The organism is Mesotoga sp. BH458_6_3_2_1 (assembly GCF_003664995.1).
Lineage (GTDB): Bacteria > Thermotogota > Thermotogae > Petrotogales > Kosmotogaceae > Mesotoga.
In genome coordinates, this window is record NZ_JFHL01000021.1 from 227,032 (window position 1) to 247,828 (window position 20,797).

23 protein-coding genes and 1 tRNA gene are annotated in these 20,797 nt (G+C 44.7%); 16 read left to right on the forward strand and 8 right to left on the reverse strand.

Annotated elements, in window-relative coordinates:
* Window positions 1-25: 25 nt before the first annotated feature.
* The 6 genes from Y697_RS10945 to Y697_RS10970 form a co-directional block, all read right to left on the reverse strand.
* On the reverse strand, window positions 26-1,108 hold the full coding sequence (locus Y697_RS10945; protein ID WP_121551646.1) for an ABC transporter substrate-binding protein: 1,083 nt from the start codon (window positions 1,106-1,108) through the stop codon (window positions 26-28).
* A gap of 30 nt (window positions 1,109-1,138) precedes the next feature.
* On the reverse strand, window positions 1,139-2,020 hold the full coding sequence (gene rapZ, locus Y697_RS10950) for an RNase adapter RapZ (RefSeq protein WP_121551647.1): 882 nt from the start codon (window positions 2,018-2,020) through the stop codon (window positions 1,139-1,141).
* A gap of 826 nt (window positions 2,021-2,846) precedes the next feature.
* Window positions 2,847-3,356 (reverse strand): zinc ribbon domain-containing protein, encoded by a 510-nt coding sequence (locus Y697_RS10955; protein ID WP_121551648.1) that lies wholly within the window; start codon window positions 3,354-3,356, stop codon window positions 2,847-2,849.
* A gap of 244 nt (window positions 3,357-3,600) precedes the next feature.
* Window positions 3,601-4,095: an aminoacyl-tRNA deacylase gene (locus tag Y697_RS10960; RefSeq protein ID WP_121551649.1), complete on the reverse strand. Its 495-nt coding sequence runs from the start codon at window positions 4,093-4,095 to the stop codon at window positions 3,601-3,603.
* 29 nt (window positions 4,096-4,124) lie between these two features.
* Entirely contained in the window at window positions 4,125-5,207 is a 1,083-nt protein-coding gene (gene prfA, locus Y697_RS10965) for a peptide chain release factor 1 (protein WP_121551650.1), read from the reverse strand.
* Window positions 5,207-6,256 (reverse strand): type IV pilus twitching motility protein PilT, encoded by a 1,050-nt coding sequence (locus tag Y697_RS10970; RefSeq protein WP_121551651.1) that lies wholly within the window; start codon window positions 6,254-6,256, stop codon window positions 5,207-5,209. The genes prfA and Y697_RS10970 overlap by 1 nt, the downstream gene beginning before the upstream one ends.
* A 140-nt stretch (window positions 6,257-6,396) precedes the next feature.
* On the opposite strand from Y697_RS10970, the gene Y697_RS10975 reads away from it, so the two are divergent.
* From Y697_RS10975 to rbr, 3 genes are all read left to right on the forward strand, one after another.
* Entirely contained in the window at window positions 6,397-7,833 is a 1,437-nt protein-coding gene (locus Y697_RS10975; RefSeq protein ID WP_121551652.1) for an alpha-amylase family glycosyl hydrolase, read from the forward strand.
* Entirely contained in the window at window positions 7,830-8,801 is a 972-nt protein-coding gene (locus Y697_RS10980) for a cation diffusion facilitator family transporter (protein ID WP_121551653.1), read from the forward strand. The genes Y697_RS10975 and Y697_RS10980 overlap by 4 nt, the downstream gene beginning before the upstream one ends.
* A 183-nt stretch (window positions 8,802-8,984) precedes the next feature.
* Window positions 8,985-9,578, forward strand: coding sequence for a rubrerythrin (rbr, locus tag Y697_RS10985; protein ID WP_183083794.1), 594 nt, complete (start codon window positions 8,985-8,987; stop codon window positions 9,576-9,578).
* Between the two features lie 52 nt (window positions 9,579-9,630).
* On the opposite strand, the gene Y697_RS10990 is transcribed toward rbr, so the two are convergent.
* Window positions 9,631-10,896, reverse strand: coding sequence for a patatin-like phospholipase family protein (locus Y697_RS10990; protein WP_121551655.1), 1,266 nt, complete (start codon window positions 10,894-10,896; stop codon window positions 9,631-9,633).
* A gap of 102 nt (window positions 10,897-10,998) precedes the next feature.
* On the opposite strand from Y697_RS10990, the gene Y697_RS10995 reads away from it, so the two are divergent.
* The 11 genes from Y697_RS10995 (at window position 10,999) to Y697_RS11045 (ending at window position 19,455) form a co-directional block, all read left to right on the forward strand.
* Complete coding sequence (locus Y697_RS10995) at window positions 10,999-12,381, forward strand: serine hydrolase (RefSeq protein ID WP_121551656.1); 1,383 nt, start codon at window positions 10,999-11,001, stop codon at window positions 12,379-12,381.
* Window positions 12,382-12,470: 89 nt separating this feature from the next.
* Window positions 12,471-13,739: a UDP-N-acetylglucosamine 1-carboxyvinyltransferase gene (murA, locus tag Y697_RS11000; protein ID WP_121551657.1), complete on the forward strand. Its 1,269-nt coding sequence runs from the start codon at window positions 12,471-12,473 to the stop codon at window positions 13,737-13,739.
* Between the two features lie 653 nt (window positions 13,740-14,392).
* Window positions 14,393-15,319 carry a radical SAM protein gene (locus tag Y697_RS11005; RefSeq protein ID WP_121551658.1) on the forward strand — a complete coding sequence of 309 codons (927 nt, stop codon included), beginning with the start codon at window positions 14,393-14,395 and terminating at the stop codon, window positions 15,317-15,319.
* Window positions 15,320-15,673 (forward strand): Na+/H+ antiporter subunit E, encoded by a 354-nt coding sequence (locus Y697_RS11010; protein ID WP_121551659.1) that lies wholly within the window; start codon window positions 15,320-15,322, stop codon window positions 15,671-15,673.
* A complete protein-coding gene (locus tag Y697_RS11015; protein ID WP_121551660.1) occupies window positions 15,670-15,918 on the forward strand; it encodes a hypothetical protein in 249 nt (82 codons plus the stop codon). Before Y697_RS11010 ends, Y697_RS11015 begins: the two co-directional genes overlap by 4 nt.
* Complete coding sequence (locus Y697_RS11020) at window positions 15,915-16,196, forward strand: monovalent cation/H(+) antiporter subunit G (RefSeq protein ID WP_121551661.1); 282 nt, start codon at window positions 15,915-15,917, stop codon at window positions 16,194-16,196. Before Y697_RS11015 ends, Y697_RS11020 begins: the two co-directional genes overlap by 4 nt.
* The gene (locus tag Y697_RS11025; RefSeq protein ID WP_121551662.1) at window positions 16,193-16,882 is read left to right on the forward strand and encodes a hydrogenase subunit MbhD domain-containing protein; all 690 of its coding nucleotides are present in this window, start codon (window positions 16,193-16,195) and stop codon (window positions 16,880-16,882) included. Before Y697_RS11020 ends, Y697_RS11025 begins: the two co-directional genes overlap by 4 nt.
* Window positions 16,879-17,550, forward strand: coding sequence for an MnhB domain-containing protein (locus Y697_RS11030; RefSeq protein WP_121551663.1), 672 nt, complete (start codon window positions 16,879-16,881; stop codon window positions 17,548-17,550). The genes Y697_RS11025 and Y697_RS11030 overlap by 4 nt, the downstream gene beginning before the upstream one ends.
* Window positions 17,547-17,906 carry a sodium:proton antiporter gene (locus Y697_RS11035; protein WP_121551664.1) on the forward strand — a complete coding sequence of 120 codons (360 nt, stop codon included), beginning with the start codon at window positions 17,547-17,549 and terminating at the stop codon, window positions 17,904-17,906. Before Y697_RS11030 ends, Y697_RS11035 begins: the two co-directional genes overlap by 4 nt.
* Complete coding sequence (locus tag Y697_RS11040; protein ID WP_121551665.1) at window positions 17,903-19,345, forward strand: proton-conducting transporter membrane subunit; 1,443 nt, start codon at window positions 17,903-17,905, stop codon at window positions 19,343-19,345. Before Y697_RS11035 ends, Y697_RS11040 begins: the two co-directional genes overlap by 4 nt.
* Window positions 19,346-19,379: 34 nt before the next feature.
* Window positions 19,380-19,455: transfer RNA gene (locus Y697_RS11045), tRNA-Trp, on the forward strand.
* Between the two features lie 26 nt (window positions 19,456-19,481).
* Here the strand turns inward: Y697_RS11045 and Y697_RS11050 are convergent.
* Window positions 19,482-19,958 carry a GNAT family N-acetyltransferase gene (locus Y697_RS11050; RefSeq protein ID WP_121551666.1) on the reverse strand — a complete coding sequence of 159 codons (477 nt, stop codon included), beginning with the start codon at window positions 19,956-19,958 and terminating at the stop codon, window positions 19,482-19,484.
* 177 nt (window positions 19,959-20,135) lie between these two features.
* On the opposite strand from Y697_RS11050, the gene Y697_RS11055 reads away from it, so the two are divergent.
* Window positions 20,136-20,420, forward strand: a complete 285-nt coding sequence (locus Y697_RS11055) for a hypothetical protein (protein WP_121551667.1) — start codon at window positions 20,136-20,138, stop codon at window positions 20,418-20,420.
* Between the two features lie 78 nt (window positions 20,421-20,498).
* Window positions 20,499-20,780, forward strand: a complete 282-nt coding sequence (locus tag Y697_RS11060) for an acylphosphatase (protein WP_121551668.1) — start codon at window positions 20,499-20,501, stop codon at window positions 20,778-20,780.
* Window positions 20,781-20,797 lie beyond the last annotated feature (17 nt).

Consider the following 20,797-nt stretch of genomic DNA (forward strand, 5'->3'; position numbering starts at 1 on the left):
AAAAGGGGGAGCCTAGCAAGTGTGATCAATATGCGTACATATTCCAGAAATCTTCTACATCAAGTCTGTTATTGAAAAGGAATTCGGGATCTTCACCTATCAATACCTTCTCCCACACATCGAATGCATTATCACCAGGATATGGAAGGATAATTGGATTTGACGAGTAAGTTCCTTCAGATCCTGCCCAAGGAGCAAAACCTTCTTCTGTCAATAGATACTCGATGAAGAGCTTTGCCGCGTTAGGATGTACGGCGTTGCTTGTAAGCATCATGTAACTGGGGTAGTAAAAGCCTGCGAAGGGTTCCATACCCATTATAGGTAGAAGAGCAAGATTCTTGGTATCTCTGTAGCGCACTTTCGAATAAGTACAGAGTCCGACTTTGTCGATGCCTTCTCCCCTAATTCCGAGAGACTCGGCCATCGTCGTGTCGCTGTTGATAAAGACCAATCCGTTCTCCAGAACGCCTTTCATCCACTCGTAGCCGGCATTTTCAGTTGTAAGCTGAATAGGTTCGCCGAAATATCTCTCATAAGCCAATTCAAGATCTTTGACTACTTCTGGAGTGGTTAGCATAGTCAGGAAGTTCATATTGACTCCTTCCTGGAAGGGATCCTTGAAGAAGAATCTTCCCTCAAATGCAGGATCGGTAAGTGCCCAGACATTCGTAACGGGCGGGAAAGTGAAAGTCTCGGAATTGTACAAAAACACCTTCGTGATAACGGACAACACGAGAGGATTCTGCATAGACTCAGGAATTACATCCTTCATATCTTCAGGAACGTAGTTTATTAAGTATCCAGGTTCGATTAGCTCTCCGAATACTCTCCCGCCATCCTGAGCTATTACGAAATCTGCTCCTACGATGCCGCTTCCCACTTCTCTAGAGACCTTTTCGATCATCTCAAAGTCCTTCAAGTTATAGGCTTCTACTGCAATTCCATACTTCTCTGTGAAGGCTTCGGCCGCGTTTGATATTCTGCTGGTTATAGAATATACAACGACCTTCCCTTCCTTCTTTGCTGCCTCAAGCAGTTCCGGAGAAACTGCAAGGATAGAAATTCCTAACATGATAACTAGGACGAGCAAAAACGACCTTAATTTCATAAAACACCTCCAAGAATTGAAAGAATATGGTCACGAATTCTCTTTGTGCACCTTCTGCTCTCTATGATCAAGCGAAAGCCTCACACTATCGATTTTTAGTGCTTCGTACAGACGTTCGGCGATATACACAGATCTATGCTTGCCTCCAGTACAGCCCACAGCTATCTTAATGAAGTTTCTTCCACTTCCAGCGAATCCATCTATCGTCATTCTGCACAGTTTGAAAACAGTATTGAAATAGCTTTCTATCTCAGGATATTTCTCTAGGTAATCCTTTACTTGCTTATCCATTCCCGTGAGCTCTATAAGATCTTCGTAATAATACGGATTGGGAAGGAATCTTACATCGAAAATCAGGTTGGCATCATGAGGGACTCCTTCATTATAAGAAAAACTCTCGATTTCGATTCTCATTGGTGGAAATGTGTACCCCCTGCCTCCAATTATTGAAACAATTGCCTCTTTCATCTCTTTCATGTCCATTCTTGAAGTATCGATAACATGATCGCAATGCTCTTTCAGGGGCTCCATGATACTTCTTTCTTTTTGAATGGCCTCTTCAAGTCCTTCCTCATGCTGCAACGGATGTGCACGCCTGGTCTTCTGATAACGATAGTAAAGTACATCATCCTCCGCGTCGAGAAAAACCGACACGATACTTAATCCTCTTTCCTTAAGCGATTCAAGACTTCCTATTACTTTTTCTATTCCACCGAACTTCTTTGCAGTTCGGATATCAATAACAACGGCGCTCTTGTCGATTTCCTGCTCTCCAATCATACTGACAAGTTCTTCGATTATTGATGGAGGAACATTATCCATGCAGAAGAAGCCGAAATCCTCAAGCACATCTATCGCCGAAGACTTTCCGGCACCTGACATTCCGGTCACAACAACTATGCTTGAAGGCATTCGTAGCATCACCGCCCATCCAGAAAAGAAAGTAGCAAATGTAAACACAAAGAGATTGATACAATAAATTATACAATAATCTGGAAGAATTCTACTTTAGAGATCAATGTCGAAGGGAAGGCGTGGAAACCGGGGTTGGGGGTCGGTGGTCGGGGGTTCGTAAGAGCAAGAGAAACTGGTTGACCGTGTTGAACGGTTCTCCGTTCTCCGAATAAAAAACCTGTTCTTCGTTCCAGAGCAAGGATCTGTTCTTCGTTCTTGGTCAAAACCGTAAAGCAGCAGCACCAAGATTCCGAACAGGAGCTTTGTCGGAATGACGGAATCTGGCCTTTAGGAATAACCATTCGCTGTCATCCCGAACTTGTTTCGGGATCTGCTCTCGGCGGGGGGCGGGGGACCGTTGACGGACAACGTCGCCTTCGGCAGCGCTCAGCGTCTTCTAGCCAAGCGACTATCTGCCCTGCACAGTCGGAACTGGCCTCGCAAAACGCGAGACTTGCCACCGAAGGTGATTGGCCTGCGCCAGCAGACTGGCTTCAAAAACGCCTCCTGCCGAAGGCAGCCTTGCGACCTGGCGTGATCTTCGCCAGCCTTGCGTCCCGGCATGTTCTTGGCCGGCATTGCGACCTGGGCCGTTCTTGCCCAGCCTTGCGTCTATTGTTTTATTCTTCCTCGCGCCAGCGAGCCTCGCCTTCTCGGTGAGCTCAGCAAACTCTCGACAATGCTCTTTCGAAGGACAGGTCTAAGTTCTGCGACGACAACGAATGACGGCTCTTCATAGCGTGCAGCGGATCTTCTGCTGCCAAGTATCTCGAAGTCTTCTAACTCAGTCAAGATTGAAGTCGTGTCCGCAGTTCTTGCAGAAACGATTCTCTTTTTTGTTCAGCATGTAACAGAGACTACATTTCTTGTAACCAATGAGAGAAGTCCCACAACTGGAACACTTGCTTGCTTTGTCGTCATTCTCTGTGCCGCACTCCGGGCATCTGGAATAGCTTTTACTCTTCGTTTTCTGGATTTTTGCCTCTCTATCGGATACAAAAGTGTAATCATAGGTCATTTCTTCCTGCACTTCGCGCGTACTAACAGGTTCCTGCTCACTTACGGGACCGGAGAAATTCTTCGTCTTTGCCACATTTATGAGCATCCTCCCCAGTGTTGTAGCAATGAAACCTAGCACTACGAATACAAAGACACTTCCAAAGACTATGCTTAGATACGGTGCCAAGAAGATTCCCGCGAAGCTAAATATAATCAAACCTATACCCACCGCGTAGACTATTACACCTACTAACTTGATTATCGTTCTAACTGAATCATTAGAGCGGCTGTACATTTTACCACCGTCCTTTCAATTCAATTGTACAATGCAATTCTATTCGTTCAACTCATATCGTACACAATCCCTTTTGCGAGTTGAACGGGAAATTGTAGAATTGATTGACAGAAATCAGAAAGGAGCGAAAATTATGGAGATTTCTACTGTGCTTTTGCTCTTAGCTCTTTTTTTTGGTGTAATTACGGTTCTAGTGATTTTTCTGAAGAGTTGAAGGGGTTTCCTTGAAAAGTGTTCGAATTTCCTAGTGCTTCTCTTTTGAAAAGGAGGCCAACTGACCTTCAGTTGCAGAAACAAGATCCGACGGTCTTAACCATAATTGGAGACCTCGCTTACCGGCACTCATAGAGACACTGTCTTCATTCAACACATCGCTGTCAATAAGTATTCTCAAGTTCTTCTTCATTCCAAGCGGAGAGACTCCACCTCTCACATAACCAGTAAGCGTCAGGAGTCGTTCTGCTGGAACAGTCTCAATATCCCTGTCTCCGGTAACTTTAGGGAGTTTTTTCATGTCTATCTCTCTGTGTCCCCCTAAGCAACAAACAAAGATACCACTTCTGTCACCCTTCAAGACGATAGTCTTCACCGTTTGCGACACAGATAATCCCAGTTTTAACGCGACATTCTCTGCGCCTAGATCGCTCTCATCGACTTCGTATTCCAGAACTTCATATTTTATCCCAAGGCCGTCTAAAATCCTTGTCGCATTCGTTCTGTGAGTTTTTTTGTCTTTCATGGATAACTCCGATCGGAATCCAGCATTCTCTAACCGATAAGCTTCTTATGTAGTAGTTCCAAACGTTTGTTGATATCTGCTGCAGAAAGCTCAGTAACAAGTTCGTCGAGATCTCCGTCCATTATGTACAGGAGTCTGTAGCTCGTGAAGTTTATCCTGTGATCAGTTACTCTGTTCTGAGGATAGTTGTAGGTCCTTATCTTCTCACTCCTTTCCCCTGTACCAATCTGCGTCCTTCTGGTCTCAGTTATTTCATTTTCAGCCTTCAAACTGTACATTTCGTAGAGCCTTGCTCGCAGAATCTCAAGAGCTCTTGCCTTATTCTGGTGCTGAGATCTCTCCTTCTGTACAGCGACAACAATTCCCGTCGGTTCATGGACTATCCTGACTGCAGAATCAGTCTTGTTGACATGTTGACCGCCGGCTCCAGAAGCCCTGTATGTGTCTATCCTTAGGTCGGCCGGATCTATCTTAACTTCGGTTTCGCTTGCTTCAGGAAGTACAGCTACTGTTGCCGTAGAGGTGTGGATCCTTCCACCTGATTCGGTTGAGGGCACTCTCTGAACTCTGTGGACTCCGCTTTCATACTTCAGCTTGCTGAAAACACTCCTCCCCCTTATCTGGAAGATCATTTCCTTTAGTCCTCCGATATCTGTCTCATTCGAATCAATAATCTCTGATTTCCAGTTGTTTCGCTCGGCATATCTGTTGTACATACGGAATAGATCCGCGGCGAACAACGCAGCCTCCTCACCGCCGGTACCTGCCCTTATTTCGATTATTATGTTTCTTTCATCGGAAAGATCGGGAACCAGAAGTCCCTTAAGATTAAGCTCTTGCCTAGAAATGCTGCTTTCAAGATCAGAAACTGTTTTATCAATTTCCTCAAGTTCGCTCTCATCGGCAGAAGTCTTCATTTCGTGCCAATCCTCAAGTTCACTTTTCATTGAGCTGATCTCACCGTAGAGATTAATGATCTCGGAGAGTTCCGAATGCTTCTTGCCATATTCCATAAGCTTTTCCGGGTCAGAAGCAACTTCGGGCTTGGAAAGCTCCTTCTCGACTTCTTTGAAGCGTTCCCTGAAGACTTCCATTATCTTACCTAGATCCATTAAAAGGCCCTCCTGACCATCGCATTGGCATCTCTTGCATAATCCTGTAGCTGATCTTTATCAATAATCCCATTCTTGAATGCGTCCATTAGCGCATCATCAAAGGTGACCATCCCAAATTTTATACCGGCTTGCATCATCGACTCTATCTGGTGGAATTTCTTCTCCCTGATAAGGTTTCTTATCGCCTGATTAACAACAAGAATCTCAAGAATCGCAATTCTTCCTTTGCCGTCTCTTCTTCTCAAAAGCCTCTGATAGACTACTGCCAAAAGGGTATTTGCAAGCTGCATGGCTATCTGATTTTGCTGATGAGGTGGGAAGACACCGACTATTCTTTCGGGAGTCGTTGCGGCCGAATTCGTATGAATGGTTGAAAAGACAAGATGACCGGTCTCGGCAGCCGTCATAGCCAGTTCCATAGTTTCACTGTCCCTCATTTCGCCAACAAGGATTACATCCGGGTCCTGTCTGAGAGCGTATTTCAATCCATTGTAGAAGGATTTCGTGTCTGATCCAAGCTCTCTCTGGTGGATCAAGGCACTCTTTGGCTCAAAAACATACTCTACCGGATCCTCTATCGTGATCAGGTGAACGTGCCTTGTACGATTTATGTTCTCGAGCATCGCTGCGAGGGTGGTCGATTTACCGCTTCCAGTAGGACCTGCTACCAAGACCAACCCCTTATCTGGCTTACAGAAATCTTTGAACAGTGCAGGATACCCGAGATCATCAAGCGTCTTGATTGTCTTTGGAATCAATCTCAAAGCAATAACCGGTAGCTTATTGGAATAGAAGTAGTTACCTCTTACTCTTGAAGAACTGAATCCGAAAGAAAAGTCAATTTCCTTACTATCTGAGTCCTGAAGCTTCACCTCAGATATCTCTTGAAGCTCAGTAGTGATCTTCTTCATCATTATTGTATCGGTCAACAGCTTGTCCTGAATCAACTCTCCGTCAACCCTGTACATAACGTTCCTTCCAGATGTCAAATGTAAATCGCTCGCATTCATCTGTTCACCCTTACTCAGGATTTCCATAATCAACATACGACCGCACCTCCCAGAACAGACAAATTTTAACACACTGTGTCATTCGATAACTATGATAAGATGTAAGATTCTAGAGATAGTAACTATTCTCGTAGATCAGTCTGATTATTTTGCTGATCAATTCGGGAGGGATTTGAATGTTCTACGAACTCTATCTAAGATCTTTTTATGACGGCAATGGAGATGGAATAGGGGATCTTGTCGGAGCTGAAAGAAAACTGGATTATCTTGCAGACCTCGGTATCGATGGAATATGGCTACTGCCTATTCTTCAGTCACCATCCTACCACGGCTATAGCGTTACCGACTTCTTCAATGTCAATCCTATCTATGGAAATATAAAGGAACTAAGGAGTTTTCTGGCGTCGGCTCATAAACTAGGCCTTAAGGTGATACTAGATCTTCCAGTAAACCATACTTCTCCAAACCACGAGTGGTTTCTGAAAGCGCTCGACGGTGACAAACCTTACAGAGATTGGTATCTCTTTCTCAAGAACAAAGAATGGTTAAAGGCCAGAAGACACTGGGACGGAGAGAAGGTATGGACTGACTACTCAGGCCAGCTGGCTTACACATTGTTTGGACCGGGAAGCCCCGATCTCAATTATGAATCCCCCTCTCTCTGGCAACAGATGAAGGAGGTCCTCACATTCTGGCTTTCAGTTGGATTTGATGGATTTAGATTCGATGCGGCAAAACACATCTTTGACTTCTCACTCGAGAAGGGAATATGTGAATATCAGCACAGCCGCAATCTTGCTTTTTGGAAAGAAATGACTTCTCATTGCAGATCCATTTCTCCTAATTCGATCTTCGTGAGTGAAGTTTGGGATGACGCCAGAATCGTTGATCTCTACTCTGCGATATTCGGAATAGGATTCAATTTTCCGCTTGCCGAGGACCTGAAGGCCTCAATAGTTACAAGAAATCCCGAACTACTTGTGAAATCACTGAAAACTGATCTCAATAGATGTTTCAGGTCGAAACGAAGCTACGAATCTGGACTATTTCTTACAAATCACGACATGAGTCGTCTTGTCTCAGCAATGAATGGCGACAAAGAGCTTTCACTATTGGCAATGTCGATCTTACTGTCTTTGCCGGGAGTGCCCTTCCTATACTACGGAGAGGAGCTTGGGATGGAGGGGATCTATGACATGTATTTCAACGAAGAACAACTTGAACCATTTCTCTGGTTTGAAAATGGCTATGGCCCTGGTCAAACGGAGTGGAAAGCTCTGGGGAAGAATCACCCTCACAGCGGCAGATCTTTCGAAGCGCAGAAAGTGATCAAAGACAGCTACTTTAAAAGATTCAAAGCTATAATGGAATTTAGAAAGCTGAATCATTGGTTGAGGCTTGCTACCATAAAAAGCGTGAAGATAAAGGAAGACCTGGTAATGATAAAGGTGGTTGGAGAGAGCAAGACCGCAAATGTATTCCATAATCTTGGGAAAGAGCGAGTTCCTGTAGAGGCTGAAAAAGGTATTCAAGTTATAAACGGCTCCATAACCAGATATCGCAACAGAAGATACCTCGGGGCGCTCTCCAGTGCAATTGAGGTGACCTCATGACAGGAGATAGGGCAACTCTCTCGAGAAGGGGTTCAATAATCGGTGTAGGTGGAAATGCAGCACTTGCACTAATGAAGGTTTTTACAGGCTTCTTCACGGGCAGTATGGCTATTCTTGCCGATGGAGTAGACTCTACTACGGATATCCTGACTTCAGTAATAACATGGATTTCCACATCTGTCTCAAACAAGCCGCCTGATGCCCAACATCCCTATGGCCACGAAAGAGCAGATGCCGTAGCCTCAAAGATAGTGTCAATGATTATTTTTTTCGCCGGGGCACAGCTTGCAATGAGCTCTGTTCAGAAGCTTTTTACGGGTGCGTCTTCAGTTACGAACCTTGCTTTGGTGATAACGGTTGCCTCGATCTCCGCTATTGCGAAGTATCTTCTGTACCGTTACAAGCTCGGGATCGGAAGAAAGATTGACTCTTCAGTCTTTATTGCAGATGCGATGAACATGAAACTGGACATCATAATTTCGTTGTCTGTTCTTGGGGGTTCAATCTTCGTAGGAATTACCGGTCTTCAGATAGTCGACTCAATTGTCGGGCTAATCGTTTCCGCTCTGGTAATCAAGACATCGATCGAGATTTTTTGGGAGACAAACTACGAGCTGATGGACGGACTGAAACCGGACGACAATATTTATAGGATAATCTTCGATGCGCTGAAAAGAGTCCCTGATGTTTATAACCCTCACAAAGTAAGGGTAAGAAAGATGGGTTACAAGTACCTCGTAGACCTGGATATAGAAGTAAATCCTAGGCTCTCCGTAAGTAGGGCTCATTCCCTTGCTAAGCAAGTTGAAGCTGCCATAAAGAAGGATAAAGAGAACGTGTACGATGTCCACGTTCACGTAGAACCTTCGGGCAATGTTGAAGAAGAGAACTTTGGAATCGATTCATCGAATGAGTTCAGTCACAACGACGAACAGGGGCAGGAGATTGATCGATACTCTTCTAAGTAAACACCTTTGCAAAGTTCATCTGTGTCTTCAATGTTTGCGTTGGTAGAGGGTTGACACAGGTTTCTTTAGAGAGATTCGCGATTGTAATCACAAATGTACTATAATTGTACCAAATGCGTTCTTACCTATGTATCAAAAGCTTATGAAAACAAAATCAAAACGATATTTCAAACCGGGGGTGAAATTGTGAATCTAAAGGGCACAAAGACTCTTGAGAATCTTATGAAGGCATTTGCTGGTGAATCGCAGGCGAGAAACAGATACACTTTCTATGCTTCTGTGGCCAAGAAGGAAGGTTATGAGCAAATTTCGGCAATTTTCAAGGAAACTGCAGACAACGAGAAGGAGCACGCTGAAGTTTTCTTTAAGCACATTATAGAAGGTATGGCCGGCGAGTTGCCGATTATGGTCCACGTGGATGCAGATTATCCTGTTGATTTGAGAGGAACGAAAGAGAATCTCAAGGCAGCTGCGGCCGGAGAAAACGAGGAGTGGACGGAACTTTATCCAACATTTGCCGATGTAGCAGAAAATGAAGGTTTCAAAGCTGTTGCTGAGAGCTTCCGGCAAATAGCAAAGGTTGAGAACAGACACGAGGCCCGTTACTTGAAACTCCTTGAGAATATTGAGGCTGGGAAGGTCTTCAAGAGAGATGAGAAGGTTCTGTGGAAATGCGGTAACTGCGGTTACATTCTCGAAGCAAAGGAAGCACCGGAACAGTGTCCGGCATGCAAACATGCAAAGGCTTACTTCGAGCTCTTTGTTGAGAACTACTAGATTCATTTCCAGAAGATATATAGGTCCGGCGTTGCCGGACCTTCTTCATTGACTATTCCAGACGAGTCAAAGAACTGAATCCATCTTCGAATTTCTTGAATTCCTGATCTTCAAGATCTTTCATATTTGAGTTGTTTATCAAAAACTCAAGAAAACTCATTACCCTTTGACAGGAGATATCGTTATACTCTATGTTCTCAATACTTGAACGTACAGCAGAAGTGATCCGCTCGATCAACGTTTGCAAACTGAAGAGTTCAAGTTTCTCAAGCTCCATAAGCCCTGCAAGCTTATCTAGAAGCACTACCCATGTTTCCAAAGGACTAGTTGTTCCAAAGTGGTTCTGCAATACAGGCACAAGTTGACCGTAATAGAAGTGGTAAGTAGACTCGCTCTGCCAGGGTTCAATTCCAAAGATTGCTTTTGCCTCTTTCCTTTTCTTTTCTGGCATTGTGAAGAGCGCTTTTGCAATCGTGTCCTGTTTTGCAAAAACATAGTACTCCTCTCCGGCAAGATAACCCAGTTCACTGAGACAGTCGAGATATCCCTCTTTCATAAAATCTCGAGAAACTTCGGGATCGAAGTCAAGGACATCTCCATAAAATTCTCTCGGTTTGATGACAAGATGCTTGACTTCCTCCAATCTCTTCAGTGATGCGAGGGTAAGCACATCTCTTATTCTCTTGGGACCGAGATCTACTATGATAATCTCTTTGAAGCCCCTGCCAAGAGCCATATTGACGGGAATATTCCTGTATATACCTCCATCTATGAACTTTTCCAAGCCAATTTGCTCTCTTTTGAATACTGGATGATTCGCGCTTGCCAGAATGTAGTCTTCTAGCTCTCCTTTAGGAATATCCTCGATGAAGAGTTCCCTAGGCTCCATATTGCTGAGAGAATAAGTGACTATACCAATATCAACTACGGCTTTTCGAACGTCCTCTTCCTTAAGGAGACGACCAAAGTTTTTTCTAAGCGGAGCAGGATCGAACCCCCCACTCTTCAGTGCGCCAATCGCTTTTTCGATCAAGCTGCCGTCAGTTCCATCTATTACGATTTTATCGAAATCGATTTTCAGCCATAATTCACGAGCGTCTTCGAACTTGTCCATAGCAACTGCCATTGAGTTTAAGGCTCCTACCGAAGTCCCATAGACTCCCCCAATCTCGATTCCACAATCCTTTAGAGCCTTCCAGACTCCTATCTGATAAGCGCCTCGGGCACCTCCTCCAGAGAGCACGAGTCCAACTTTATCGTCGAAATTGATCCTTTCCTTAGCCGGAATAAGAAGTTCGGACAGATTCAATCTTCCCACTTTAGTCACCTCTACTCAATTGTATATTAGGCTTCCTCCGAAATCCATGTAGAATTTTCCTCATGGTGCATGTTCAGCTATAATGCTTAAAGGAGGTGTTATATGAACCCGGAAAGTTTTAGAAAGCGCTTCGCGGAAATTCCGTCTGAAATGGAAAGGATAGTTGCAGAAGGAGAGATTCCCGGAATCTCCTGCGGGGCTCGTTTTGGCGACATAGTCGAAACAGCCTCTTTTGGGGTCACAAACATCAACCATCCCTTGAAGGTGAATGATGAGACTTTCTTCCAGATCGGCTCGATAACCAAGACTTTCGTTGCTCTTGCGGTTATGAGATTGGTCGATGCCGGCAGGATCGATCTGGAAAGACCCATCAAGGAACTCATCGAAGATTTCGCTCTTTCAGATAAAGGAGCTGAAGAAAAGATCACGATGAAACATCTTCTGACCCATACGTCTGGCATGAAGGGAGATTACTTCAAGGATTTTGGTTATGGTAAGGATGCCCTGGAGAAAATGGTGAAGAGCATGTCTGCTATTCCTCAGATCAACCCTCCGGGAAAGATTCTCTCGTACTGCAATTCCGGTTTCTATGTCGCGGGCAGAGCCATCGAAGTGTTCACCGGAAAGCCCTTCGAAGAAGCCATCAATGAAATGGTTTCAAAACCCCTCGAGCTCGATAAGATTCGTTTCTTTCCCGAAGAGATCATTACCGAACGCTTTGCCGTCGGCCATCAGATAGAGAAGGAGCACATATCCATTGCTCGTCCTTGGCATATAGGTAGAGCGATGCACCCGGCAGGCGGTATTATTACCAACGTCAAGGATTTGCTCAAGTATTCTGCATTCTACTTTGCTGAATCGGCACCTAGAAGATCTGGAATCATAAGCGAAGACTCATTTGAAGCTCTAACCACGGGGAAAATAGACGCTTCTCCCGCCTCCAAAGTTGCTCTGGGATGGTTCGTCGAGGAAATTGAAGGCGCCAAGGTCCTGCAGCATGGAGGCGGCACCAACGGTCAGATTTCCTTGTTGATAATAGTACCTGATCTTAATTTTTCGGCGGCTATCCTTACCAATAGCAGTGAAGGCAGCAAAGCAACCTCTATCTTCACCAGAATCGTAATCGAGAGCATTCTGGGACTAAGCCCCACTACTTTGACTCCGGCCAACGATGCGCTAGAGCGGGCAGAGAAGATTCTAGGGATGTATATAGGGGAAATGTCCGATCTGGATATCTTCAAGAAAGACGGCAAGCTCTTCATAAGAGAGATACCTCGCGGAGGATTCCCCGAAGAAGACTCGGAACCGGCCCCACCATCTCTTCCTCAAGAAGTGTCGATATCCGAGGAAGGACTCCTGATAAATCATAGTGAACCTTATCTGTCAAACGCGGGAGAGTTCATGCCCGATCCTTCGAGTGAAGTTGCAGAACTTAGAATAGGGCTTCGCATATACAAGAGGTCATTGAGCAATGAAATTCTCTGAATTCTCTGGACATTCTTGCAGACTCTACCTCTGATAGAATAATAGTGCGGTCGTATCTTCTAACTCGATGAAAAGATTGGAGGGTTATTATGAGCCAGCTCGTTGTTATGGGAAACACACGTCTTAAAGGCGAGATAAGGGCAAGTGGCTCCAAGAATTCAGTGCTACCGATTCTGGCGGCTACAGTAATGATTGAAGAGCCAGTCGTCATAAAGAATGTGCCGGAATTGCGAGATGTCCAGACGATGATATCTATACTTCAGCAGATTGGAAAGACAGTCTCTTTCGAAAACGAAACCGTCACAATAATGCCTGGAGAGATTCTGGTAGGAAACGTTCCATATGAACTCGTAAGAAAAATGAGAGCCTCATTCAATATCATTGGTCCTCTCGCCATGATCTGTGGTTGGGCCAAGGTTGGAAAGCCTGGTGGTTGCAATATTGGCCAGCGTCCTGTTGATTTTCATCTCAAGGGTTTGGAGGCTTTTGGATTTAAGATAACCGAAGAGCACGGCGACGTTATGGCCGTAATTCCGCAGAGTTTTGAGAGAGAGATAATCTATGCTCTTCCGTTTCCCAGTGTAGGAGCTACCGAGCAGCTAATGACTACTGCAGCGCTTATGGAAGGGAGCAAAGTAACGATTGAAAACGCCGCTCGCGAACCCGAAATTTCTGATCTTCAGAACTTTCTTAACAAGTGTGGTGCGAAAATCAGTGGTGCCTCAACTCCAACCATCAAAGTGACGGGAGTTGGAAAGCTTAGTGGAGCAGAGTATTCAGTTATTCCAGATAGAGTAGAAATCGGAACGTATTTGCTCGGAGCGATCGCCACCAAAGGTGATATTAAAATCCATGGAGCAATTGCAGACCATTTGATCGCATTGTTGAGCATTCTCGAAGAGATGGGTGCAGGCATCGAAAAGAGCCATGAATACTTGCGAGCTTTCTGGAAAGGCCCCTTGAACCCTGTTAGAGTATCATCTGAACCATATCCTGGATTTCCCACAGATCTTCAACCAATAATAACGGCCGTCTTGGCTACGGTAGAGGGTACTTCGGTGCTTGAGGAAAACGTCTTCGAAAATCGTTTTGGATACGTAGATGAGCTAAACCGTATGGGGGCCCAGATTAAGGTTTCAAGCAGTCATGCAAATATCCGCGGGGTAAGCAAGCTGAGTGGAGCAGAAGTAATTGCCCCAGATATCAGGGCCGGAGCAGCTCTTGTCATGGCCGGACTTGCCGCCGATGGAGAGACAATTATCAACAACGTCACTCACCTATTCAGAGGTTACGAGAGATTTCAAGAGAAACTGAGAACACTCGGAGCAAAGATAACGTTTTATCCCGACGAAGAATGAAGGGAAAACCGTGGTTCGGGTCGGAGGTTGGGGGTTCGGAAGAGCAGAAGATCAGTTCCAAGTTGTGAGTTGCAAGCAAGAAAAACACAAAAACGAGGTTAGGGGTTGGTGGTTGGAGGTCGGAAGAGAAAGAAAACTGGTCGACCGTTGAGTGGTTCACCGTCCTCCGAAAAGAGCCGCTAACCGCTTGCTAAGATACGCTTAACGCTGGAGAGTGCGAAGGATGAGTTGCATGAATAAAGCCAGACGAGGTTCAAAGATGGTGATAGGAGATCGGAAGATCTAGAGAACTAAGGGTCTTTGAGCGGTTTTCCGCTAGCGAAGAGAAAGGAACTGGATGCTGAAACAGGTTCAGATACTCTAAGTTGTCAAGTATAGAATTAGGAAAATTATGAGAGTGAAAGGTCAAATGGAACGTTATTTTTCAAAAGTTGGTAGACCATTTCAGCTGCATGACGGGATGTAAGACTATCAGCACGATGTTAGATTGGTTGTACGTTAAGGGTTGCTAGTTAGGCGAACCTGCCAGAAGTGTTCCTTTTCCCTCGTATAACCCAAGCGCAATCTTAGTTTCCCTAGACTCGAATTTGCGTGACTAATCTCAGCTGATTGCCTTCCGACAATCTTTAGAGTGAAGAGAAGGAATTGATTGAATGGATTCAAACGCAGAAAGACTCGACAGAGTACAGAAAGCAATAGAAATAACGGGAGAAAGACTGCGCTCTTGTGACCTGTGCCCAAAGAAATGTCGTGTAAACAGGTATGAGACTCCTGGTTTCTGCATGCAGAGGATCGAACCAAGAGTTTCAGCAACAGTACTGCACTTTGGGGAAGAACCACCTTTGGTGAAGGAAGGCGGTGCAGGTGCAGTCTTTTTCAGTGGCTGCACAATGAGCTGTCTCTACTGTCAAAACTTCGCTTTCAGTCAGAAGAACGCAGGTAAGGTCTTTTCATTTGAAGAGCTATCAAAACACTTCATAAAGATTCAGGAGGAAGGAGCCGCTTGCATCGATCTCGTCACTCCGACTCCCAATCTGTATGGCTTCCTTAAAGCCTACGAACTTGCACTTGAGGAGGGCTTTTTCCTTCCAGTGGTGTTCAACACTAGCGGTTATGAAGAAGTAAGTACGCTGCAGCTTCTCGATGGAATAGTCGACATCTATCTCACAGACATAAGATACACCGACGATGCGGTTGGAGAGAAATACTCCCTTGTCCCAGATTACTGGACCGTCACAAAGAATTCAGTGAAGGAGATGTTTAGACAAACTGGCTCCTTCAGAGAAGAAAACATGCGAGGAGTTATAGTCAGGCACCTTGTTCTACCTGAAGGAATTGCAGGTACAGAAGAGATGGCGGAGTTTGTGGCTTTTGAATTGTCCTCGTCCGTTCCCATATCGCTTATGTCACAGTATCGACCAGTTTACAGGGCTAGAGAGCACTACGAACTATCGAGAAAAATCTCGGAAGAGGAATACGTTTATGCACTTGATGTGATTGATAGATTTGGTCTTACTGGATGGATGCAGCATTTCGAATGTAAGGAGAATTTCAGGGCCAAACCTTTGAGGTGGGACTAGATGATTTTCGTAATCTCGTTTTTTCTGTGGATCACCTTTTTTGGAAGGTTCACTATAGCCTCAGAGATATCGGGTTTACTTGTGTCTGTCCTGGTGCAGTATGTATCTGCAAGGCTTATCCGTCCCGGTCCGGCTCTCGGCACCGTATTTCGAATTATGCTCGCTTTACCTGTTGCAGTCTTCCAATCATTCAGAATTATCTTCTCGAAACCCGTATTTACGGTAAGAAGCGAAAAGGCACCGGAGAACAGAATCGTTGAATTTGGGAAGATAATCTCTATTACAATGACCCCTGAGGAAGTTGTCATTTCGAAGGACAGGGAAGGGCTGTTGATCCACGAGGTGAAAAAGTGACCTTCTATATCACAATGGCGGCAATAATTTCTTCTATTGTAATGCTGGTCTGGTTTGCCGCAAGTAGTGATCCCTGGAGGTTGCTGATAGCCTACTCCTCTATTTCGACAAGACTTCTCATAGGCGTCATATTTATTGAAATGGTTACGGGAGTTGATTTCGTTTCAAGCGTAGCGCTGCTTTTTCTTATACTAAATACAAGTGGTACGATTATTGCTGCTTATTATCTTGGGGTCAGAAGATGACGAGAATCTTAGGGTACCTATTTCTGATTCCCGGTCTGTTTTTCGTTTTCGCAGGCACATTCAGGGCCATCCTGGCACACACAATCATTGGAACCCTCCATTTCTTAACGGTTGCCGACACTGTCGGGCTGATATTCATCGTCATCTCCGCTTCTTTCTTTGGCCTGTTGACGATAATTGAGATGCTTGCGTTTATTGTCGCTCTGATGGTCACTGGACCGCTTGTAACTCACGTAATCGCCAGGGCCTTCATTAACTCGGGGGGAAAAGAGAAATGAGTTTCGTCTTAATCGGAATCAGTTCTCTTTATCTGATTAGCGCGATGATCGTCCTTTCATCTAAGAATAACTTCCAGAGTGTTATCTGGTTTGGAATTATGGGTTCGGTTTCGGCCGTCATTATGATGATAATAGGAGCACCGGACGTCGCGATGACACAATTTTCTGTTGGAGTTGCATTGGTTCTAATCGTATACATAATGGCACTTAAGAAACAGCGCCGTGTTCGTCTCGGATTTCTCGCTGTGCCTTCGATGATAGAGGAATCGCCTTCCGGTCTCAGAGGGCTAGAGTGGGAGATTATTCAGCTTGTTGACGAAAAGGAGGGTTATCACGTTGAACCAGTGAAGTTCTCTTCGAAGGAAGAAGCATTGAAAGCCGTTGAGAACCATGAAGTCGATCTGATTTGCGGAGCATTTACAGAGGACGACGTTTCAGGCAGAACAAAGGGCATCCCTTATCTAGAGACTTCAATATTTATCTGCAACGGGGAGGAAATCGATTTTGTGAGACTGAAACACCTGAGCAGAAACGCTATTTCTCCCACACAAAAATTCCTGAAGAAGAGTAGCTATGTTTTTGTCATTTCCATGAATTCGCCGGATCTGGAAAGAGACATTTATGAAGGATTGAACGAAATCAGCTCTTCAGGGAATATCGAAAAGATAGTGGGGCGGTACCTTTGAAGATAGCAGGAATAATTGCAGTTACAATGATCTTTGTCATTGTTTTGCTTTCATTTGACCCTTCGGGAAGTATTCCCAGTCCGATAGAGCAAATAGTGGATCGAGTAAATGTGCCCAATGCAGTTACAAGCGTTTATCTCGAGACAAGACTCTATGACACGATATTCGAGATAATCGTTTTCAGCATAACGGCTCTGGGAGTAGCTTCTCTCTTTGCATCGCTGCCGGTTAATCGCGACGAAGATCAGCACGTTTTTGGGACAGTTACAGTCTATAGCGGTGGCCTTGCCGCCTTGTCGATAACCCTTTTCTTATATGTCGTAATAAACGGCCACATAACCCCTGGTGGAGGCTTTGTTGGCGGAGTTGTGCTTGCAACAGGCGTAATCACTTATGGTCTCACTTCCAGTTTCAAGAAGGCAAGTATTCATTATGATAAGTTGAAGATCGGAATATTTGAGAACCTAGGTCTCGTGATGATTTTCGCATTCTCAACTCTGATTATCCTTTTCCCAGAGACCCACTCGCGATTACTTTCTGCGGCTGGCTTTGGTTCAACTTTCAGCGGTGGGCTAATCCCGATCCTGAACATTCTCATCGGAATCAAAGTGTATGCCGGTGCATGGAAGATGTCCAGTGAGTTCATAAATAGGCGGGGGACACTATGACTGGAACTATCGTAATCTATTTCTCAATTTCGGGAATGCTCGTGGGAACGATCGGTATGATTCTATCAAAGGACCTCATAAAGAAGATTCTCTCTTTCGGTATCGTGGAGACCTCAATAAACCTCATGTACACAGGAATCTCGGCAAGAAGCGGGATAATACCTCCCATAGTCAGCGGTGATTTTTCAAACGCTTTCTACGCAGATCCCATACCTCAAGCAGTAATAATCACAGGGATTGTGATATCGTTTGCCCTTCTTTGCCTTTCACTCGTATTTGCGATCATAATATACAACAGATACCACACAATGAATGTCGAGGCAATCGAAATGATCTTCGAGAGGGAGGAACGGTGATCGCGCTCGTCTTTCTACCCGTGCTGGGAGGAATTATCTGTCTGGTGTTGAAAGACAGAAAGTCAGTTAGTTCGATAGTAGCGATTGTGACTGCTATTGCAAGTGGGAGCGTTCTTCCTTTCGTTATCTTTGAAGATGCTTCGATTATTCTGGGGAAGTGGGGAGTTCTTGGAATCGGCCTGGCAATCGATGAACTTACTACTCCATTTCTGTTATCTACTTTCATAGTAATGCTGGCAATTATTCTGAATTCGATCAATAAGAGTTACGACGGATTCTTCTATGCTTTGATTCTGATACTCTATGGAACCTTGAATTCGATATTTCTTTCGAGAGATCTGTTCAATATCTTCGTGACTGTTGAGCTGGCATCGATAATCTCGTTCATTCTCATTTCTTACGAAAAGAAGCCGCGGCAGGCGTGGGCGAGTCTAAAATACCTTCTTCTCTCTTCTCTCGGTCTGAACTTCTACCTTCTTGGTATAGGAATTGTCTACATGGAGACGGGTTCATTTGCCATGGAGAGTCTTGAGAAAGCTTCAACGATAGCCTCTGTACTGATCTTTGGAGGGCTTGCCGTCAAATCCGGCCTCTTCTTCTTCTCAATGTGGCTGCCTGATGCTCACTCCAACGCACCCACCGAAGTCTCTCCAATACTCTCCGGTCTAATTGTCAAGCTCGACGTGTACCTGTCTATAAGATTCATCACTTATTCCTCTTTTAGCTGGATGAGAGATACCTATATCTTCATAGGCATACTCAGCGCAATCATTGGCGTAATCTTTGCCGTCAATTCAAAGAACGCGAAGCGGGTTCTAGCATATCACACGATCTCTCAGGTGGGGTTCATGCTTGTGAATTGTGATAAGTCCTCTGCCTGGCATGGTTTCAGCCACGCGGTTTTCAAGACGCTTCTCTTTCTGGCGGTCGGAAATATTTCGGCAAGACTCGGAACAAAGGACTATTCAAAATGGTCGGGGAAAATCAGCACAGTTGAATACACCTTTCTATTAATCGGCTCACTCGCCATAGCGGGCTTCCCTATGACCTCCGGGTGTGTTACAAAAGAAGTCATAATACATGGGGCATGTTGCCCATCATTGAGAATACTTCTATTAATTGCTTCTGTAGGAACGGCAATGAGCTTCTCGAAGTTTATTTTCCTGAAACCGGTCAAAACAACCACTTGGCCGGCCGCAAATGTTGTTGCCGCATATGTCATTCTCTCAGGGGTGATAATCACCCACGGAGTAATCGGCTTTGAGATATACATGTTTGAATCTCTTCTCGCAGTAGTGGCGGGAATTGCAGCCTATCTGATCCTGCGAAGATTCCTGAAGCCACTTCCGATCTATCTTGAAAGAATTGATTCGGCTCTTTCTTCGTACCTAATCCTCTTTCTTATAACTATCGGTTTGGCTATTCTTTTCTCCTCTTGAAAAGGAGTATCGATTCCGCTATAATCGTCTTTGTAGGCGAGTAGCTCAATTGGCAGAGCGACGGTCTCCAAAATCGTAGGTCGGGGGTTCGAGGCCCTCCTCGCCTGCCAGAAAAGAGAGGATATATCCTCTCTTTTTATTTGTTGGATATCTGCTTTGCCATATTCATACTTGTAACTTCATATCCCATCTTCTTATAGAGAGCAACCGCGACAGAGTTGTGAGCGAAAACATGAAGCGAAAGGTTCTCCACACCTAGTTCTATAGCATAGTCTTCAAGGGCTCCCAGACTTGCCTTCCCATATCCCATGCCCCTGTACTCTTTTTGAATCACAAAATCGTATATGAATCCCTTCTTCTCCATCCTGGGAAAGATATGGAGCCACAGATAGCCTATCGTCTGATTATTATCTGTTTCAATTATGCTCAGCAGTTCATGGTTCTTTGTCTCTAATCCCTCAGACAAAAGTGCATCGATTTCCATCCTTGCTTTCTCTAGAGCGCTGCTTTCCTCCCATCTTCCAGACTTTACGTTTTCAATTGCATAATACCTCACCAGTTTTTCGAAATAGTCCTCAAACTCTTCGTGTTTCATCTTCTTAAGTCTTATCAATCAAGAACCTCCTTTCAAGACTCGATCCATCAGGTGTTTCTTAAAAAGCTGCCGAAAGATGCTCTGGATCGGTAATAAAAATAACGAACATGCTGAATCCGATTGCCGTAAAATCCATCAAAGTAATGGAATGTTCTCAGACAATTCAAAATCGGCTCTGTTAGCCAAAAGGTCTCCTTGCGAATAAGAAGAACCACAAAAAGGCCGAGAACACTACCGCCCATAAGGGATCAGGTGCTAGAGATTGTTGGATTTGACTTTGTAAACAAAATGAATGTCGAAACCCCAAATGAAGTGACGAAAACCTCCTCCGAGATCAAACCGAGAAAGAGCGGCACTGCAAAGACGGACAAAACGGTTGTTACTGTTTGGAATATGTACTTCGAAAGATTCTGTCGAAACCTGGAGTCGAGTATTATGGCTTCACCTCCCGAAAACACCGAGAACTACTACAACTTCTAATTGACGTTTTAATCATTATCAGCTGATAGAATCTTTCTATATAAAGATATTCTAAACCATTTGGGGAGCAAGCCAAGCTTGATAACAGTCGAAGTGATTCTCGAAGGAAAAGTTCAGAAGGTTGGAATGAGAAACTACATAAGGCGCCTCGCGATTAAGCACAAGATCAAAGGGTATGTCGAGAATGTTGATAATGGGTCAGTGAGAGTAGTCGCTCAAGGTAGTGAAGAAAAGCTCTCAGTATTTTTGAAGAACATCGAGAAAGTATCTCTTGCAGTGAGACTTTCAGGAGGCAAGATTCTCAAGATGGTAGAGCGACCATCCTGCGAGCGGGGTTTTGGATCGTTCGAGAAGAGATAATTCGAGGTTTTGGAGGA